The 18,105-nt window shown below is 41.2% G+C and carries 16 protein-coding genes; 13 read left to right on the top strand and 3 right to left on the bottom strand.

Annotated features, from left to right (window positions below):
• Nucleotides 1-8 precede the first annotated feature (8 nt).
• The 3 genes from ilvN (at nt 9) to KFE17_06530 (ending at nt 3,590) form a co-directional block, all read left to right on the top strand.
• Nucleotides 9-518 carry an acetolactate synthase small subunit gene (gene ilvN, locus KFE17_06540; GenBank protein QUO33378.1) on the top strand — a complete coding sequence of 170 codons (510 nt, stop codon included), beginning with the start codon at nt 9-11 and terminating at the stop codon, nt 516-518.
• Between the two features lie 105 nt (nt 519-623).
• Nucleotides 624-1,655, top strand: coding sequence for a branched-chain amino acid aminotransferase (locus KFE17_06535; GenBank protein ID QUO33377.1), 1,032 nt, complete (start codon nt 624-626; stop codon nt 1,653-1,655).
• Nucleotides 1,656-1,835: 180 nt separating this feature from the next.
• Nucleotides 1,836-3,590 (top strand): IS1182 family transposase, encoded by a 1,755-nt coding sequence (locus KFE17_06530; protein ID QUO33651.1) that lies wholly within the window; start codon nt 1,836-1,838, stop codon nt 3,588-3,590.
• A 184-nt stretch (nt 3,591-3,774) separates the two neighbouring features.
• On the opposite strand, the gene mgtE is transcribed toward KFE17_06530, so the two are convergent.
• From mgtE to KFE17_06515, 3 genes are all read right to left on the bottom strand, one after another.
• The gene (gene mgtE, locus KFE17_06525; protein QUO33376.1) at nt 3,775-5,112 is read right to left on the bottom strand and encodes a magnesium transporter; all 1,338 of its coding nucleotides are present in this window, start codon (nt 5,110-5,112) and stop codon (nt 3,775-3,777) included.
• A 441-nt stretch (nt 5,113-5,553) separates the two neighbouring features.
• Nucleotides 5,554-5,748: a hypothetical protein gene (locus KFE17_06520; protein ID QUO33375.1), complete on the bottom strand. Its 195-nt coding sequence runs from the start codon at nt 5,746-5,748 to the stop codon at nt 5,554-5,556.
• A gap of 22 nt (nt 5,749-5,770) precedes the next feature.
• Nucleotides 5,771-6,970 carry a transposase gene (locus KFE17_06515; protein ID QUO33374.1) on the bottom strand — a complete coding sequence of 400 codons (1,200 nt, stop codon included), beginning with the start codon at nt 6,968-6,970 and terminating at the stop codon, nt 5,771-5,773.
• 19 nt (nt 6,971-6,989) lie between these two features.
• On the opposite strand from KFE17_06515, the gene KFE17_06510 reads away from it, so the two are divergent.
• The 10 genes from KFE17_06510 to KFE17_06465 all read left to right on the top strand — a co-directional run bounded on the left by KFE17_06510 (nt 6,990) and on the right by KFE17_06465 (nt 18,092).
• Entirely contained in the window at nt 6,990-7,187 is a 198-nt protein-coding gene (locus tag KFE17_06510) for a hypothetical protein (GenBank protein QUO33373.1), read from the top strand.
• A gap of 1 nt (nt 7,188) precedes the next feature.
• Nucleotides 7,189-7,548, top strand: a complete 360-nt coding sequence (locus KFE17_06505; protein ID QUO33372.1) for a YccF domain-containing protein — start codon at nt 7,189-7,191, stop codon at nt 7,546-7,548.
• 89 nt (nt 7,549-7,637) lie between these two features.
• Nucleotides 7,638-8,405, top strand: a complete 768-nt coding sequence (locus KFE17_06500) for a class I SAM-dependent methyltransferase (protein QUO33371.1) — start codon at nt 7,638-7,640, stop codon at nt 8,403-8,405.
• A gap of 49 nt (nt 8,406-8,454) precedes the next feature.
• On the top strand, nt 8,455-9,336 hold the full coding sequence (gene hslO, locus KFE17_06495) for an Hsp33 family molecular chaperone HslO (protein QUO33370.1): 882 nt from the start codon (nt 8,455-8,457) through the stop codon (nt 9,334-9,336).
• Nucleotides 9,337-9,372: 36 nt separating this feature from the next.
• Nucleotides 9,373-11,289: an NAD(+) synthase gene (locus tag KFE17_06490; protein ID QUO33650.1), complete on the top strand. Its 1,917-nt coding sequence runs from the start codon at nt 9,373-9,375 to the stop codon at nt 11,287-11,289.
• Between the two features lie 33 nt (nt 11,290-11,322).
• On the top strand, nt 11,323-11,886 hold the full coding sequence (locus tag KFE17_06485; GenBank protein ID QUO33369.1) for a LemA family protein: 564 nt from the start codon (nt 11,323-11,325) through the stop codon (nt 11,884-11,886).
• Nucleotides 11,887-11,896: 10 nt separating this feature from the next.
• A complete protein-coding gene (locus KFE17_06480) occupies nt 11,897-13,771 on the top strand; it encodes a DUF2207 domain-containing protein (GenBank protein ID QUO33368.1) in 1,875 nt (624 codons plus the stop codon).
• Between the two features lie 507 nt (nt 13,772-14,278).
• Nucleotides 14,279-16,216: a hypothetical protein gene (locus KFE17_06475; protein ID QUO33367.1), complete on the top strand. Its 1,938-nt coding sequence runs from the start codon at nt 14,279-14,281 to the stop codon at nt 16,214-16,216.
• Nucleotides 16,216-17,166, top strand: coding sequence for an ABC transporter permease (locus KFE17_06470; protein QUO33366.1), 951 nt, complete (start codon nt 16,216-16,218; stop codon nt 17,164-17,166). The genes KFE17_06475 and KFE17_06470 overlap by 1 nt, the downstream gene beginning before the upstream one ends.
• Nucleotides 17,166-18,092, top strand: coding sequence for an ABC transporter permease (locus tag KFE17_06465; GenBank protein ID QUO33365.1), 927 nt, complete (start codon nt 17,166-17,168; stop codon nt 18,090-18,092). Before KFE17_06470 ends, KFE17_06465 begins: the two co-directional genes overlap by 1 nt.
• The last annotated feature ends 13 nt before the right edge of the window (nt 18,093-18,105 follow it).

Genomic DNA, 18,105 nt, shown 5'->3' with positions numbered 1-18,105 from the left:
GTACGGATATGAATAATCATTTGAAAAAGAGATGGATTTCTCTATATGTCGAGAATCAGGTAGGTGTGCTTTCTAAGATTTCAGGGTTATTTTCAGGGAAATGTTATAATCTGGAAAGTCTGACCGTCGGAACAACGGAAGATCCGACGGTGTCTCGGATGACGCTGGAGACAAAAAGCGATGAAGAGACATTTGAGCAGATTAAAAAGCAGCTGAACCGTATGGTGGAAGTGATTAAAGTCATTGATTTTACAGATCTTTCTGTTTGTATGAAAGAGATTTTATATATTAAAGTCAGAAATTGCAGTCATGAAGATAAGGAAGAGATTTTTCAGATTGCCCAGGCGTTTCGGGCTGAAGTTGTGGACTACGGAAGAGACAGCCTGCTTTTAGAATTCGTCCAGACAGCAGCGAAAAATGATTCCGTAATTGAATTAATGCAGAAAGAATTTCAGCAGATTGAAGTGGTAAGAGGGGGAAGCGTTGGGATTGAGGCGATCAGCATGAACGAACGCTAAGAGAATAAAAACAGAGCGCACTCTTGAATTTTATGTTTGACCGTATTATAATGAAGAGCATAAAAAGTGCAAATGTGCCAGCAATAGTGATTGGAGTGAAGGAATATGGAGAAAAAAGAGATGGACTGGGCCAATCTTGGATTTGCCTATGTACAGACAGATCAGAGATACGTTGCAGATTTTAAAGATGGGAAATGGCAGGAAGGAAAGCTGACATCGGATGCGAATGTCGTTATCAATGAGTGTGCAGGTGTACTACAGTATGCGCAGACGTGTTTTGAAGGGTTAAAAGCATATACAACAGAAGACGGAAGAATTGTCACATTCCGGCCGGATCTGAATGGACAGCGTATGGAAGATTCTGCGAGACGGCTTGAAATGCCGGTATTTCCGAAAGAGAAGTTTGTGGAAGCAGTGGAGCAAGTTGTAGCGGCGAATGCTGAGTGGGTTCCGCCGTTTGGCTCCGGAGCTACTTTATATATTCGCCCATATCTGTTTGGCACAAATCCAGTCATTGGAGTGAAACCGGCAGATGAATATCAGTTCCGTATATTTGTAACACCGGTGGGACCGTATTTTAAAGGCGGTGCAAAGCCGCTTACGATTAAAGTATCTGATTTTGACAGGGCGGCGCCGCATGGAACAGGACATATTAAAGCCGGACTGAACTATGCAATGAGCCTTCATGCAATTATGACAGCTCATAAAGAAGGATATGATGAGAATTTATATCTGGATCCGGGTACAAGAACAAAAGTAGAAGAGACCGGAGGTGCGAATTTTATTTTTGTCACAAAAGATAATAAAGTGATTACGCCAAAGTCAGACAGCATTTTACCTTCGATTACGAGACGTTCGCTCGTCTATGTTGCCAGAGAATATCTGGGATTGGAAGTGGAAGAGCGGGAAGTAACACTTGAAGAAGTAAAAACATTTGCAGAATGTGGACTTTGCGGGACAGCAGCAGTCATTTCTCCGGTAGGAAAGATTGTGGATCATGGGGAAGAAATCTGCTTCCCAAGCGGTATGGAAGCGATGGGACCTGTTACGAAGAAGCTGTATGACACACTGACCGGAATCCAGATGGGACGAATTGAAGCGCCGGAAGGATGGATTCACGAAATTAAAGTAAAATAGAATACAAAAGAGAAGCTGCTCTCTGAAAATAAAAAAAGGGGCTGTCGGGAAATGATAGTTCCAAACAGGGGCAGATTTGACTTGTATGAGTCAAACCTGCCCCTGAAACTTTTCCATAAAAAGAGAAAAAGATGGCTAACGACAACCATCATTTTCTCCGTTCCATGTTATAATGGAACTATGCTAAACAAAGACTATTATAACGATTTTTTTGAATTAGGGCAACAGAAAATTAACTTCAGTTTCTTCGAATTGTGTTTACCAGACGACGATCCAGTCTATACCCTGAAAAAAGTGATGGAGGAGTTAGATTTTTCTGGCTTATTAGCCAATTGTTCTGATAAGGGAAGAACCGGGTACAACCCAATCATGATGTATGCTGTAGTTACTTACGCAAACATGCGTGGGATAAGAGCTGTTGACCGTATTGTAGAATTATGTGAAAGAGATCTCGCCTTTATCTGGCTTACGAAAGGTCAGAAGCCGAAACGGGATGCTTTTTATGACTTCAAGAATAAGAAACTGACCGCTGATGTACTGGATGAGCTGAATTATCAGTTTCTTCGTCGCCTGCAAAAAGAAGGATTCATCACACTAAAAAATCTTTTTATTGACGGTACAAAAATAGAAGCCAATGCGAACCGTTATACGTTTGTCTGGAGAGGAACAATCAATTATCATCTTGCAGGACTACTGGATACTATTGATTTATTGTATCAAAAGTATAACGTTTTGATTGATGAAAATGAGTATGGCATCAAATATGACATTCCCCATGCACATATGTTCGTGATCGAAGGAATGGAGAAAGTACGGGATGTCATTGAAAAGAACCGAAAAAGAAAACTGACAAAACATAAAAAGTTATCCAATAATACAATCATAGAGATTGACAATTGTTCTCCGTTGGAGATACTGAAGCTCCAAAAAAATCTGATACAGATAGCAGAACAGGAACAGATTACATTTGTTTATGGAAAAGGAAAAAGAAAATCGGAAATCCAGCAGCTTTACGAAGAATTGGAAGCCTGTGGTGAACGTCTTATGGGATATAAAGAGTGTTTTGAGATCATGGGAACAGACAGAAACAGTTATTCCAAAACAGATCTGGAAGCTACTTTTATGCGGATGAAAGAGGATCATATGCTGAACGGGCAATTAAAAGCGGCATATAATGTTCAGATTGCAGTAGAGAATTATTTCATTGTCCAGACTTATGTCAGCAATGATCGGACAGATTATAATACGTTGATTCCGGTTTTGGAAAAACATCAAAAAGCATTTGGGGATATTCTTGAGGAAGTGACAGCAGATAGCGGGTATTGCAGCGAAAGAAACCTACTGTACTTAAAAGAACATAAAATCTCCAGCTATATCAAGCTGCAGGATCATGAAAAACGGAAAACACGTGCGTATACAGAAGAAATCGGAAAGTATTACAACATGAAAACGCAGATATTTGAAGATGAGTTGTATTATATTTGCCATGACGGAAGAGAATTGCATCATATCCGAACAGAAACAAAAGCACAGACTGGTTATACACAAACCTTTGAAGTGTATGGATGTGCAGACTGCAGTGGTTGTGAACATAAAGCAAAATGTCTCTATAAATATGATGCCGAAAAAGATAGAGAGAAAAATAAAGTGATGAAGATCAACGAACAATGGGAAGCTTTGAAAGAAGAATCCCATAAAAACATCCAGAGTGAGAAAGGGATCTTAAATCGTCAGATTCGTTCCATCCAGACAGAGGGACATTTTGGAGACATTAAAGAAAATGACAGTTTCCGCCGATTCAATTACCGGACATCCGAAAAAGTATATAAAGAATTCATGCTGTATGCGATTGGAAGAAATATAAATAAATACCATCGTTTTCTTCATGAAAAAATCCAAAAATTTGAGAAAAAAATCGAAGAAACAGTTGCTTAGAAAATGTGTACGTTTAAATATGCAGGTTGAGGGGTTTTTGTGCCCAAAAATACATACGAAAAAGACAAAATACGAATCTCTCATAGAAGATCAGGTGCGAAAAACACTGATTTCTAAAGGAGATTCGTATTTTGAGATTTAGAGCCTAAAAATCGGTATTAACCGACAGCCCCTTTTTAAGTAACTAAACTGACAGGTGGAAAATCATTGTTGCAATCTGGAAATAGATCATGACAGAACAGGTATCTACGATTGTTGTAATGAGAGGCGCCGCCATGATTGCCGGATCGAAATGGAATTTTTTGGCAAACAGCGGCAGTGTACAACCGATCAATTTAGAAATAATGATTGTAGCTACAAGAGAGAGTGATACAACAACAGCCAGAGAGACATCTTTATACATTAGGAAAATACGCAATCCGTTTGCCAGGGCAAGAAAGGCGCCTACAAGCAAAGAAACGCGGAATTCCTTAAACATAATCCTGAAAATGTCTTTGAATTCGAATTCATCAAGTGCAAGACCGCGAATGATCAATGTAGAACTCTGGGAGCCGCAGTTTCCGCCCGTATCCATTAACATTGGAATGAAGGATACAAGAAGCGGGACTGCCGCAAATGCATTCTCATACTTCGTAATGATCATACCGGTAAATGTAGCAGAAATCATAAGAACGAGAAGCCAGACGATACGGTTCTTGGCATGTTCAAATACACTGGCTTCAAAATATCCCTTTTCACTTGGAGTTACAGCGCCCATGAGAGCCATATCTTCTGTTGTCTCTTCTTCGATGACATCCATCGCATCATCGAACGTAACAATACCTACCATGAGATCGTCCTGGTCAAGCACCGGAATCGCAAGCAGATCATATTTTGAAAACAGTTTGGCTACCTCTTCCTGGTCTGTGTGAGTAGAAACAGAAATGATTTCAGTTTCCATCAGTTCTTCCATTGTGAGATCGTCATCCATCGTCATCAAATCTTTGGCAGAAACAATGCCGAGAAGACGGCGATGCTCCAAAACATAACAGGTATATATGGTTTCCTTGTGGATTCCGGTTCGTTTGATATGGGAGAGCGCCTGGCGCACAGTGTCTGTCTTCTTCAAATCGACATATTCTGTTGTCATTACACTGCCGGCGCTGTCTTCCGGATAATTTAAAAGTGTATTAATCTTCGTGCGTTTCTCCTGGTCTACTGCCTCCAGAATCCGTGTCACAAGATTTGCCGGGAGATCTTCGAGAAGATCAACGGTATCATCCAGAAAGAGCTCGTCGAGAAGTTCTTTCAATTCTTTCTCAGTAAAAATCTCAACGAGATATGACTGCATGGAATTATTCATATTGGCAAATACATCTGCAGCCTTAGTCTTCGGAATGAGCCGAAATGCCAGTGCAAGCTCTTTATCTTCCAGTTCTGACATGAGAGCAGCAATGTCCACTGCATTCATGACATTCAAAATACTTCTTACAGCCTTGAATTCCCGCGCCTGTAAGAGATCCATAAAGATTTCTTTGTTCATAACAAAAACTCCTTTTCCTGATGAAATTGTCTATAAAGCTCCACGAAGGATAACTGGCTCCTGCGTCCATGCTGCTCACCTGCCTTTCCGTTCAAATTTTCCAGTTCATTATAACGTGGGTAAGAAAGGGTGTCAAGAAAATGTGAAAGCAAAGGGCAGAAAAGCAATCAATACTTGAAAAATCTATTGACAAAATCATTAAAAAATGCTAGTTTAATAGCAAGCAGATAAAAGGGAGTAGCCAAACATCCTACGGGATGGGTTTGAAACCGTCAATCGATACCGAGAGGTATCCGTATCAAATGAGAACGCAAGACTTTTATTGTGGCAGATGTCATAATAGGAGTCTTTTTTTACTTTATAGGAAAGTTCGACTTTCGTCGAACTTTTGAATGAAAATAGCCCGCACAAAGGCGGGCAAAGGAAATAGACGGTTTGAGTTTAGAAGATATAAAAACCTTCTTCGCCGAAATCGTCATCATCCAGATCATCAAATTCGTGTAAGAAATAATCCATATCCAAAAGATCATCATCGCTCATGTCGCGGACTTCGTCAGAAGTCATGCCTTCTGGAGGATTTTTAATATACTGTTCCCGAAGTTCCTTTGCAAGTTCTGCCTCAGTGATTCGTTTCATAGTGATCGCCTCCATTTCCATATTAGATACGTTGATTGTACCATGTAACAGGAGACTGTGGAAGAGAAGAAGGAGAGGCAGGAGAACGGCATCGGTGCTTACGCATCACTCTTTCATATAATTCATGCAAAGGAACAGGTTCATGGTTGAAATATAACTCAAGGAAAAGCATAGTTGTACCACAAGAAGGGCATTTTAGAGGATCATAACCAAAAGTATGAAGGATAGAATCTCGCCACCGATTAAAGGAAAGGAATATTTTGTGCTTTTCCCTGGAGATTGCTCTGTGAAGAGACTGGTCAGATTTACGATGTCTGGCATATATGCCGTAATAACGAATCATCTTGAAATGTTTTTCAGGGATATGCTGAGTAAGTCGTGCCATGAAATCAAGAACAGGGAGAGTTTCAGTGACCAGTTTTTCGTCTTCATGACGATTATAGTGAAAAGTAACAAATTCACCGTCGTAAGAATCAATACGAGAGGTTGCAATGACTGGTCTGCCAAGATAACGGCCAATGTAGTTAATCACATGAGAGGGGTTGCATTTATTGGGCATAGCTCGAACATAAAAACCATTTTTATGTTCGGTGTAGATAGAAGCCTTAAGTTTTTTAAAGGAGTCACCGAGCTTAGAATGTAACTCGTTCAAAAGAGCCGTTTGGAATGAATCGCGCAAAAACCTATAATTGAAATGTTTTTTGTGACGCCAATGAAGAGAATTCCCAACGCCACCTTCGGAAATGAGACAATGGATATGGGGATTCCACTTTAAATCTCTGCCAAAGGTATGAAGAACACAGATAAAGCCAGGAGTAAAGAGTTCGGTTTTGTTATCTTTATGGAACATGCGAGTGACAACACTGTTGACAGCAGAGAAAAGGCAGTTTAAAAGAGAACGGTCGTTTAAAAATAGAGGACGTAGTTCTCGAGCAATGGTAAACACACAGTGGCGATGCTGGACATTGATGATCTTAAAAGACATAGAAGTAGTTCTGTCGATGGAATACATGTTGCCGCAGGTAGGACAAAACCTAGAATGACAGCGGAAAGGAACATATTTGAAATTTCCGCAGGAAGGGCAGGCATACATGGCACCGCCAAAAGAAGGATCGCCACAATGAATCATTTTTTCTACATTTTCGATGACGGAGTCACGAGGATGTTGAATATAAATCATTTCCTCAAAATGGTCTTTAAAAATTTTTTGTAAAACATTCATAAGACTATTATGAGGGAAAATGAGAAAAAAAGAAACCCCTAATCCCTCAAGAGTGAGGGGAAGGGGAGTTGAAGTGTCGGAGACACTTTTTTATTATCCACTCTATCGCATTTGCCGCAGAGAAGCTGCAAAGAAGAGAAAGGAGAATATGATAATGCAAGAAGTAACAAACTATGGAAAAGAATTGTACCGGATCGAGAGAGGAGTTGAAGTTTAATATGGGATGTTTAGGAAATTTATTATGGTTTTTCTGTGGAGGATTTATTAGTGGGATCAGCTGGCTGTTTGCAGGAGTGCTCTGGTGTATTACGATTGTCGGGATTCCTGTGGGACTGCAGTGTTTTAAATTTGCGTCACTTAGTTTCTTTCCGTTTGGAAAGGAAGTAAAATACGGTGGCGGAGCAGGATCGCTTCTGTTGAATATTATATGGATCCTAGTTTCAGGGCTGCCGCTGGCATTAGAATCAGTTCTGATCGGGGCAGTGCTTTGTGCTACGATCATCGGTATTCCGTTCGGAATACAGCAGTTTAAACTTGCTAAGCTGGCGCTGATGCCGTTCGGAAGTGAAGTATATTAATAGGAAAAAGCGATGGAAATCCTTGTGTAAAGATATCGACATCGAGAGACAGTCTTGCTATAATGGGAAGATGAAACAGGAGGAATAACATGGAAGCATATACAGGGTTTGCGGCGGTCTATGATACATTCATGGATAACATTCCATATGAAGAATGGGCTGCTTATATTAGAAAACGATTAGTTCAGTATGACATCCGGGATGGTCTGCTTCTGGATCTGGGATGCGGTACCGGAACACTCACCGAGATAATGGCACAAAATGGATATGATATGATCGGTGTCGATGTATCAGAAGAGATGCTTGAAATTGCGATGGATAAACGGATCGCATCGGGACATGATATTCTGTATTTACTGCAGGATATGCGGGAGTTCGAATTATATGGAACTGTCCGGGCAGTGATCAGTGTCTGTGATTCATTGAATTATATTACAGAGGAAGAAGAACTCTGTGAAGTATTTCGGCTCGTGAATAATTATCTGGATCCGGGCGGTATATTTATTTTTGATTTTAATACAACGTACAAATACCGGGAATTACTTGGAGATCGTACGATTGCGGAGAGCAGGGAAGAATGCAGTTTTATCTGGGATAATTATTATTATGAAGAAGAAAAAATTAATGAGTATGAGTTGAGTCTGTTTATCCGGGAGGAAGAAGATCTGTATCGGAGATATCAGGAAACACATTATCAGAAAGCGTATGAGTTAGAGACGATGAAGGAGCTTCTTGGGAAGGCAGGGCTGGAGTTTGTGACAGCTTATGAGGCATTTACAGAAGAAGCGCCATCTGAAATGAGTGAGCGTATTTATGTAGTTGCAAGAGAGTGTCAGAAGATGGCAGATAACAGATAAACCAGAAAATGGAATAAATGAAACAAGAATTAGAGGGAGAAGAGAGATTATGACAGATTATATTGTAAGAGCAACAGCGGCAGGCAATCAGATCAGGGCGTTTGCAGCAACGACAAAGGATACGGTAGAGGCTGCAAGACAAGCGCACAATACAAGTCCGGTAGCAACGGCTGCTCTGGGACGGCTTTTGACAGCCGGAACGATGATGGGAAGTATGATGAAGAATGAGAGTGATCTTTTGACGCTTCAGATTCAGTGTGACGGACCGATTGGAGGACTGACGGTAACAGCCGACAATCAGGGCCGGGTAAAAGGCTATGTGAACAATCCGGAAGTGCTGATTCACGCAAATGCCAAAGGAAAGCTTGATGTAGCTGAGGCGCTGGGACTTGGAATCCTGAATGTGATTAAGGATATGGGACTGAAGGAACCGTATGTGGGACAGACAATTCTGCATACGAGTGAGATTGCAGAAGACCTGACATATTATTTTGCAACATCCGAGCAGATCCCGTCTTCTGTCGGCCTGGGTGTTTTGATGAATAAAGATAATACTGTGCGTCAGGCAGGAGGATTTATCGTTCAGGTCATGCCGTTTGTCGAAGATGCAGTTGTTGATCGTCTGGAAGAAAATATTAAAAAAATTGATTCTGTTACGGCAATGCTGGACCGCGGATATACACCGGAACAGATTCTTCAGGAAGTGCTTCAGGGGATGGATGTGGAATTTACCGATCAGATGCCGGCAGAGTTTTATTGCAATTGTTCTAAAGAGCGTGTGGAGCGCGCACTGATCAGCATTGGGCGCAAAGAACTCCAGAGCTTGATTAGCGAAGGAAAGGAAGTGGAGATGAATTGCCACTTCTGTAATCGGAATTACACATTTTCTATAGAAGAGTTGAAGGAGCTCCTAAAGAAAGCAAATCGATAAGACGCTGAAACGGCCTGTGAGAAAGGGAAAATGAAGATGAAAAATGGGTTTGTAAAAGTGGCGGCAGCGACAGCAGAGATACGAGTTGCCGATGTGGCTTATAATATGGAAAAGATTTTAGAAGCAATGAAAGAAACAGAACGACAGGGGGCGAAGGTTGTTGTATTTCCGGAGCTCTGTCTGACCGGTTATACATGCGGTGATCTGTTCGGCCAGGAACTTCTGCTGAAGCAGACGAAAGAGGCAGTTCATATACTGGCAGAGGCAACAGAACATATGGATGGACTTTTCTTTGTGGGAGCGCCGCTAGAAATTGAACATAAGCTTTATAATACGGCTGTCGTATTAAATCACGGTGCAATTCTTGGAATTGTAACGAAAACATTTCTTCCTAATTATGGAGAATTTTATGATATGAGACAGTTTCAGCCGGGACCTGCGGAGGCAAAATGGATTTTGTTTGACGGAGAGCGGATTCCATTTGGACCACAGCTGCTTTTCCAGGCAGTTACCATGGAAGAACTTGTCGTTTCAGCAGAAATCTGTGAAGATGTGTGGTCAGCGATTCCGCCGAGTATTGAAGCTGCAAGGGCAGGAGCAACGGTAATTGTCAATTGTTCTGCCAGCGATGAGACGATGGGGAAATCACAGATGAGAAGAAATCTTCTGGCAGCACATTCGATGCGGTTGTTTGCCGGTTATGTATATGCCAATGCAGGAGAAGGGGAATCAACGACAGACCTTGTATTTGACGGTCATAATATGATTCTGGAACATGGAGAACTTCTCTGCGAATCAGAGCAATTTAGCAACGAAATCATTTACAGTGAAATCGATGTGCAGAAACTGATCAGTGAGCGCAGAAAAAATACGACATTTCAGCCGGAAGAACAGGATCACATTCGTGTGCCGTTTTATGTTGAAGCAGAAGAAATCACTTTAACGAGACATATACAAGCAAATCCGTTCATCCCGGAACAAAAAGATGCCTGTGACGAAGCGATGAAGGAACTTCTGATGCTGCAGGCAATGGGATTAAAGAAACGATTGACGCATACCAATGCGAAGCACGCCGTCGTTGGAATTTCAGGAGGGCTGGATTCTACACTGGCGCTTCTTGTTACTGCAAAAGCATTTGATATGGCAGGATTGGAACGAAAAAATATCCGGGCAGTTACGATGCCATGCTTTGGAACGACAGATCGTACCTATACGAATGCGTGTCTGATGGCAGAAAAGCTTGGAACAACTTTGCAGGAGATTCCGATCAAAGAGGCTGTGAAACAGCATTTTCAGGATATTGGACATGATGAGACTGTTCATGATGTAACTTATGAGAATTCTCAGGCAAGAGAGCGCACGCAGATTCTGATGGATGTGGCAAATGAACTGGGAGGTCTTGTAATCGGAACGGGAGATATGTCAGAACTGGCGCTTGGATGGGCGACGTATAATGGGGATCATATGTCTATGTACGGAGTCAACGCAGGCGTTCCGAAGACACAGGTTCGTTATATTGTTCAATATTATGCTGAGCACTGCGAAGATCAGCAATTGAAGAAGGTATTGCTGGATGTGTTGGAGACACCGGTAAGTCCGGAACTGCTTCCTCCAAAAGAAGGAGAGATTGCACAGAAGACAGAAGATCTTGTCGGACCGTATGAACTTCATGATTTCTTTTTGTTTTATATGATGCGCTATGGATTTACGCCGAGCAAAATTTATCGTCTGGCTGTCCATGCGTTTGCCGGAGTGTATGAGCCGGAAGAAATTTATCGCTGGCTCTGTAAGTTTTACTGGAGATTTTTCTCTCAGCAATTTAAGCGTTCCTGTATGCCGGACGGACCGAAGGTAAATGAAGTAGGGCTTTCTCCGAGAGGAGATCTGAAGATGCCAAGCGATGCATGTGCAGCTCTTTGGGTGGAAGATCTGAAAAGAATTACTGTAGCATAGAAGCGTAAAAATGATCGGATGGGAGGAATGACTATGAAGGCGTTCATCATTGTGCTGCTGTTTATCGTTATGACAATTGTCATTATCGGTGCAGTTTTTGTAGGAATGTATAATCGGCTCGTAAAGGCAAGAATTAGCTGTGAGGAAGCATTTTCCACAATGGATGTTTATATGAAGAAGCGCTCGGACCTGATTCCGAACCTTGTGGAAGCAGTGAAAAGCTATACAGCTTATGAAGCAGGGACACTGGAAAAGGTGATTGCAGCAAGAAATGCAGGTGCATCGGCTCTGACGATGGGAGAGATGCGAAGAGAAGAACAGCAGATTTCCGGCGCACTTCATCAGATTTCTGCTCTGGCAGAAGGGTATCCGGATTTGAAAGCAAATGAAAATTATCGGGAACTGATGAGTCAGCTCAAAGCTTCCGAAGAAGATATTGCGCAGTCACGGAAATATTATAATGCTGTTGTGCGAGAATACAATGCGCTGACAATGACTGTTCCGACGAATCTCATTGCAGGGATGTTCGGTTTTGAAAAGCGGGAAATGTTTGAAGCGCATGAAGAAGAACAGGAAATGTCAGGTGTTGCTTTTTAGGAGAAAGCCTATGAAAAATAAAATCAAACAAGGGTTGCTGTGGCTGACAGCGTTTGTACTTCTTACAGCTTTAGGAGGAACAGAGGCAAACGCATCAGCCGGGTATGAGATTAAGAATTTTCTGATCGATGCCAATGTGAGGGAAGATGCGGTTGTTGAGGTAAAAGAAGAGATTTCTGTTCAATTTCATGAGCCGCGGCATGGAATTTATCGAGATATTCCACTGTCACTGAAAGTAAACCGGGAAGTAGATGGAAAGATGAAGAAGTTCTACTATCGGGTAAAAGTGGAAGAGATAAAGGTAAAGGGTGCGCCATACGAGGTAGAGAATGAAGATGGTGCGAAGAGAATTATTATCGGAGATGAAGATGAAACGATAATCGGTCCGGCTGAATACGAGATTACTTATGTGCTTGATATGGGTGATGACAGAATCAGCGAATATGATGAATTGTTTTATAATCTGATTGGAAATGGATGGGATACCGGAATCAATCATACAGAGTTTCATGTAACATTTGAAAAGGATGCAGATCTCTCCGGTGCAGAAATTTATGCCGGGGCATTTGAGAGCAGAGATACGGAACGCGCCTCCTGGGCGGTAAATGAAAACAGGATTGATGGAACTGTGGAAGAACTACAAGCCCATGAAAGTCTGACCGTATTTACAAGACTGCCGGAAGGCTATTTTGTAGGGGAAAGAAAGGAAAGCGTGATTCCGGCAGTAATAGCCTCCCTGCTCAGTATCGTGCTGATGTGTTTTACCGTATTTCGTTTTATAACAAAACGTGGCAGACAAAAAGTTGTAGAGACAATAGAATTCTATCCGCCGGAAGGAATGAGCAGTGCAGAGGTAGGTTATATTATTGACGGCAGTGCAGATGACAAAGATATTTTGTCGTTGATTTTCTGGTTGGCAGAGAAAGGGTATCTTACGATTGAAGAAATTCAAAATGGTAAGAAAGATCCGAAGATTGTTTTTCATAAAATGAAGGATCTGCCAATGGATACACCGGAGCATATCCGCGTGTTTTACAAAGGTCTGTTTGGAAAAAGTGCAACTGCCACAATGAAAGAGGCAGGAAAGCGTCTGGCGAAGCGCCTTCCGAGTGCGAAAGCAGCGCTGTCTTCTTATTTCTTTGGAGAACGCAAACTGGAAGATAAGAATGTTACCACTGTCAGTACTGTGTGCGGAATTGCGGCAGGAATCCTGCTTGCGTTTGGGGTTGGAGGTGCGGAAGCATTTCTTGGAATTGGGTCCAGTATTCGTATGGCAGCAATCCTGATCCTGGAAATTGTCTTTTTTCTTCTCCTGCTCCTGCGGCAGAGAAACAAAGCGTTTGTAAAACAGGGAGTTACAAAAATATGTGCAGCGATATGGGTTGTTCTTACAGTTATGTATGTGATTTATGAACTGTTTTACGGATTGTTCCCAGTATGTGCAGTGATTGTGCTTCTGGCAAATACGATCACAATGTTTCTGGCTTCCGCAACACTTTGTCCAACCGCTTACAAATTAGAAATGAGTGGGAGACTGCTTGGTCTGAGAACATTTATTGAAAAGGCAGAACTGGATCGTCTGGAACGTCTGGTGGAAGAAAATCCGTCCTATTTTTATCGGGTACTGCCTTTCGCATATGTGTTTGGTCTGACAGATACATGGGCGAAGAAGTTTGAAACATTGGCAGTTCCGGAACCGGAATGGTGGTATGGCGGTTATTATGATACCTATATGCCAATGTATATGGTACATTCCATGACAAGGTGTATGGATGATGCTATGGGCGAAGTTTATAAAAATATGAGTACGACTCAGGGAACGAGTTCTTCCGGAGGCGGATTCTCCGGCGGAGGATTCGGCGGAGGCGGAGGCGGTTCCTGGTAGAGTGAAAAAGAAGAATTTTCCTGATGGAGATTCTTCTTTTTTTTACCGACATCGTGAACATATAAGATAGATGTTTGGAAAAATGCAGGATTTGAATTAAAAAAATTCAAAAACAGATTATTGACAAATGGTTGTACAGAATGGAAAAAATAGACTAAAGTATAGAATGTATGTTCTGAATCTATACATTTTTTTTATATTTTATTCATGTTCGGATAAAAATATCAGAAAAAACAAAGAAAATAAAAGAAAATAGACAGAAAATAGTGCAAAATCAAAATAAGATACAAAAAAATATTGACGAGTTATGTGTAAAATGATAAACTAATAGCACTTACATTACGCGGAAAAATAAAAAAATGCACAATCTTATGAAAAACAGCCTTACAATGATTAAAGATTCATAATTGTTGCATAAAGATGCATTTTTCTTGTACTGTAGTCCAGATAAAAACTGTACTTTTTACAGATTTTATCACATACCTTAATAAAAAGGAGGAAGAGGTTATGAAAAAAAGAGCAAAATGGCTTGCAGTTGTACTTGCAGCTGCACTTGCAGTATCAGCTGTTGGCTGCGGAAGCGGTAAAAAAGGCGGATCTGACAAAGGAAAAGACGGAGCAGCAGAAGAGATCAAGGATCTTGTAACTTTTGAGGTTCCTAGCCGTGAGATGGAGAACGTATTCATTCTGAACACAGAGATGGCAAATGACTTGAACGTCCTTTGTAATACGAATGAAGGTCTTCTTGAAACAGATGAAAAAGGTAAGCTCATTGCCGGTATCGCAACAGAATGGGGCACAGAAGACGCAGGTCTTACATGGAAATTCAAATTAAGAGACGATGTGAAATGGGTAGACCAGCAGGGAAATGAGAAGGCTGACATGATCGCTGATGACTTTGTAACAGCGCTTGAGTGGATTCTGAACTCTCACAAGAACGATGCAGGTAACAACACATCCATGCCTACTGCAACAATCAAAGGTGCGAAAGAATACCGCGAATACACAGCAGGACTTTCAGCAGAAGAAGCATTGGCATTAGACAAAGAGAAATTCAAAGAGATGGTTGGAATTGAGACACCGGATGATTACACAGTTATTTACCACTGTGCAGCTCCGACACCATACTTTGATACACTTGCAGTGTCTGCATGTCTGTATCCGATTTCTCAGGCATTCTTTGATGAAATCGGTGTTGAGAATGTAAAATCAGCTGGAATCGACCAGTTATGGTACAATGGACCATACATCCTGACAGAGTTCATTCAGGGTAATACAAAGACTCTTACAAAGAACGAGAAATACTGGGATAAAGACTGTAAGCTCTTCGATACAGTTACAGTAAAATTAATCGAAGATACAACAGTTGGATTCTCTCTCTATGAGACAGGTGAGATTGATAATATCGACTTATCTGAAGCAAACTTAAGAACAATCTACGAAGATGAGAACAACAAGTACCATGATTATCTGACAGAGAAACTTCCAAAGAAATACTCTTACCAGATGAAGTTCAACTATGCTAAGAAGAACGAAGATGGAACAGACGATACAAACTGGAATACAGCAGTTGCAAACGAAGCATTCCGTAAGTCTATCTACTACGGACTTGACCTGACAAAGATTTATGAAAGATCAAATCTTGTAAATCCGCTTGTTTGTGAGAACACAGCATACACAATGAAAGGTCTTGTATACTTCTCTGACGGAACAGAATATACTAAGAAAGTTGAAGAACTGATCGGCCTTCCGGAATCTGACGGAAAGACAATGAGAAGACTTGACACAGAAAAAGGTCAGGAATTCAAGAAACAGGCAATGGAAGAGCTGAAAGCAAAAGGCGTTACATTCCCGGTTGAAATCGACTACTACATTCCGGCTGGATCTCAGGGATCTCTTGACGGTGCAACTGTACTGAAACAGATCTTCTCTGAATGTCTTGGTGATGACTATGTAAAACTGAATATCGGAACATATGTATCCAGCTCTACACAGGAAGTTACAAACCCACGTCTTCACTCAATCGTTATGAATGGTTGGGGAGCTGACTACGGTGATGTTCAGAACTTCTTAGGTCAGGAAACATATGGTGAAGAGTCAGCTTACTACTCAAACTACTACACATACATCAATGACGCTACAGATCCTGAACTGATCGCTACATGGAAAGAATTTACAAATCTTGTAAATGAAGCCAATGCTATCACAGATGACAATGATAAGAGATATGAAGCTTACGCAAAAGCAGAAGCTTATATGATCGAACATGCAATGACAATTCCATACAACCTGGAAATTTCATGGCAGTTATCTAAGATCAATGAGTACTCAAGATCCAATGCAATCTTTGGTATTCAAAACTACATGTACAAAAACTGGGAGACTTCTGCAGAAGCCTATACTACAGAAGACTACGAGAAATTCGCAGAGGAATTTAATAAATAATGTTTAAGTATACAATCAAGCGACTGTTACAATCTATTGTAACAGTCCTGATTGTTGTAACGATTGTTTTTCTCTTGATGCGTATGCTTCCAACTGATTACTTCTTTACAGAAGATCAGCAGATTAAGCTTACTCGTGAACAGAAAGATGAACAGTTACAGGCAGCAGGACTGTTAGATCCGATACCAGAGCAGCTGGCGCGTTATTATGGGCAGATTCTTCGTTTTGATTTTGGTGAATCAAGAAGAATTCAGAACGGTGTTCCGGTTGTAGATGTTATCGGGGAGAAATTTACAATTTCAATGAGACTTGGATGTATATCCCTTGTGATCTCACTTTTTGTAGGTGTTATCATTGGTATTATCCAGACACTGAATAAAGACAGATTTTTTGATCATGTTGGTACAGCATATACGGTATTTGTAAATGCGGTTCCGAGTCTTGTGTCGTATTCACTTGTGTTGGCATTCGGTTCAAAAGTACTGGGATATCCGTCTATCTATTCTACCCGTAATCCGGGTGAGACAAGCGTATTGCCGATTGTATGTCTTTCTCTGGCATCTATCGCAAGCTATGCACTTTGGACAAGACGTTACATGGTAGATGAATTAAATAAGGACTATATTAAGCTGGCAAGAGTAAAAGGTGTTTCTTCTGCCAATATTATGGTAAAGCATGTCTTTAAGAATGCATTTGTGCCGTTGGCACAGTATATTCCGGCATCTTTCCTTTATACGATCGGCGGATCACTTCTGGTAGAACGTTTCTTCTCTGTACCGGGTATGGGACCGCTTCTGACAGATGCGATTGTTCGTTATGACGTTAATGTTGTGCAGACACTTGTAATCCTCTATGCAGTACTTGGTACGCTTGGCGTATTTCTCGGTGATGTCCTTATGATGTTACTTGATCCGAGAATTAAACTTGTAGGAAAAGGAGGAACGCGATAATGAAAGAGAATGAAAAGAAAGATGATTTATTCCGGTTTGTAGAATACTCAGCAGAAGCAGCAGAGCGTACCGGATATTCTGACTATTCTTATTGGAAATCCGTGTTCCAGAACTTCCTCAAAAAGAAATCAGCGGTATTTATGGCTGTAGTCTTTTTTGCATTAGTTATTTTCTCGTTTGTAGCACTGCACATTGGAAAATATGAATATACTGCGCTGAAGGCAGATTCAGCTTTGGCATTCCAGACGCCGAACAGTGAATTCTGGTTTGGAACAGATAACCTGGGACGTGATTACTGGTGTCAGGTATGGTATGCGGCGCAGACATCTATTAAGCTGGCGCTGATCGTTGCACTTGGCGAATGTGTTGTTGGTGTTATTATTGGATGTCTTTGGGGATATATCCGTAAACTGGATCGTATCTTAACTGAGGTTTATAATATCATTAATAATGTTCCGGTTATCATCTATATGACATTGATCGCGCTGCTTGTAGGACAGTCTTTTACAATCATGTGTGTATCTCTGATTGGTTTTGGATGGCTCACGATGGCGAGAAATGTTCGAAACCTTGTTATTATGTATCGTGACAGAGAATACAATCTGGCATCACGATGTCTTGGAACACCGGTATGGAGAGTACTTACAAAGAACATCTTACCATATTTGATCAGTATCATTATTTTGAGACTGGCATTATCAATTCCGGCAACGATTGCTCTTGAGTCTACACTGTCCTATCTTGGACTTGGACTTGGAATTGACACACCGTCACTTGGTATTCTGCTTCGGAATGCCCGTAACTTCTTCCTGGAACGTCCGTATCTTCTGATTTTCCCGGCGGTAATCGTATCTATTATTACAGTTACGTTCTATCTTGTCGGAAATGCATTCTCTGATGCGGCTGATCCGAGAAACCATGTATAGATTGGAGGACCGC

The sequence above is a fragment of the Faecalicatena sp. Marseille-Q4148 genome (assembly GCA_018228665.1).
Lineage (GTDB): Bacteria > Bacillota > Clostridia > Lachnospirales > Lachnospiraceae > UBA9414.
The sequence above is the reverse complement of the archived record's forward strand: the minus strand, read 5'-3'. Positions and strand labels throughout refer to the sequence as shown.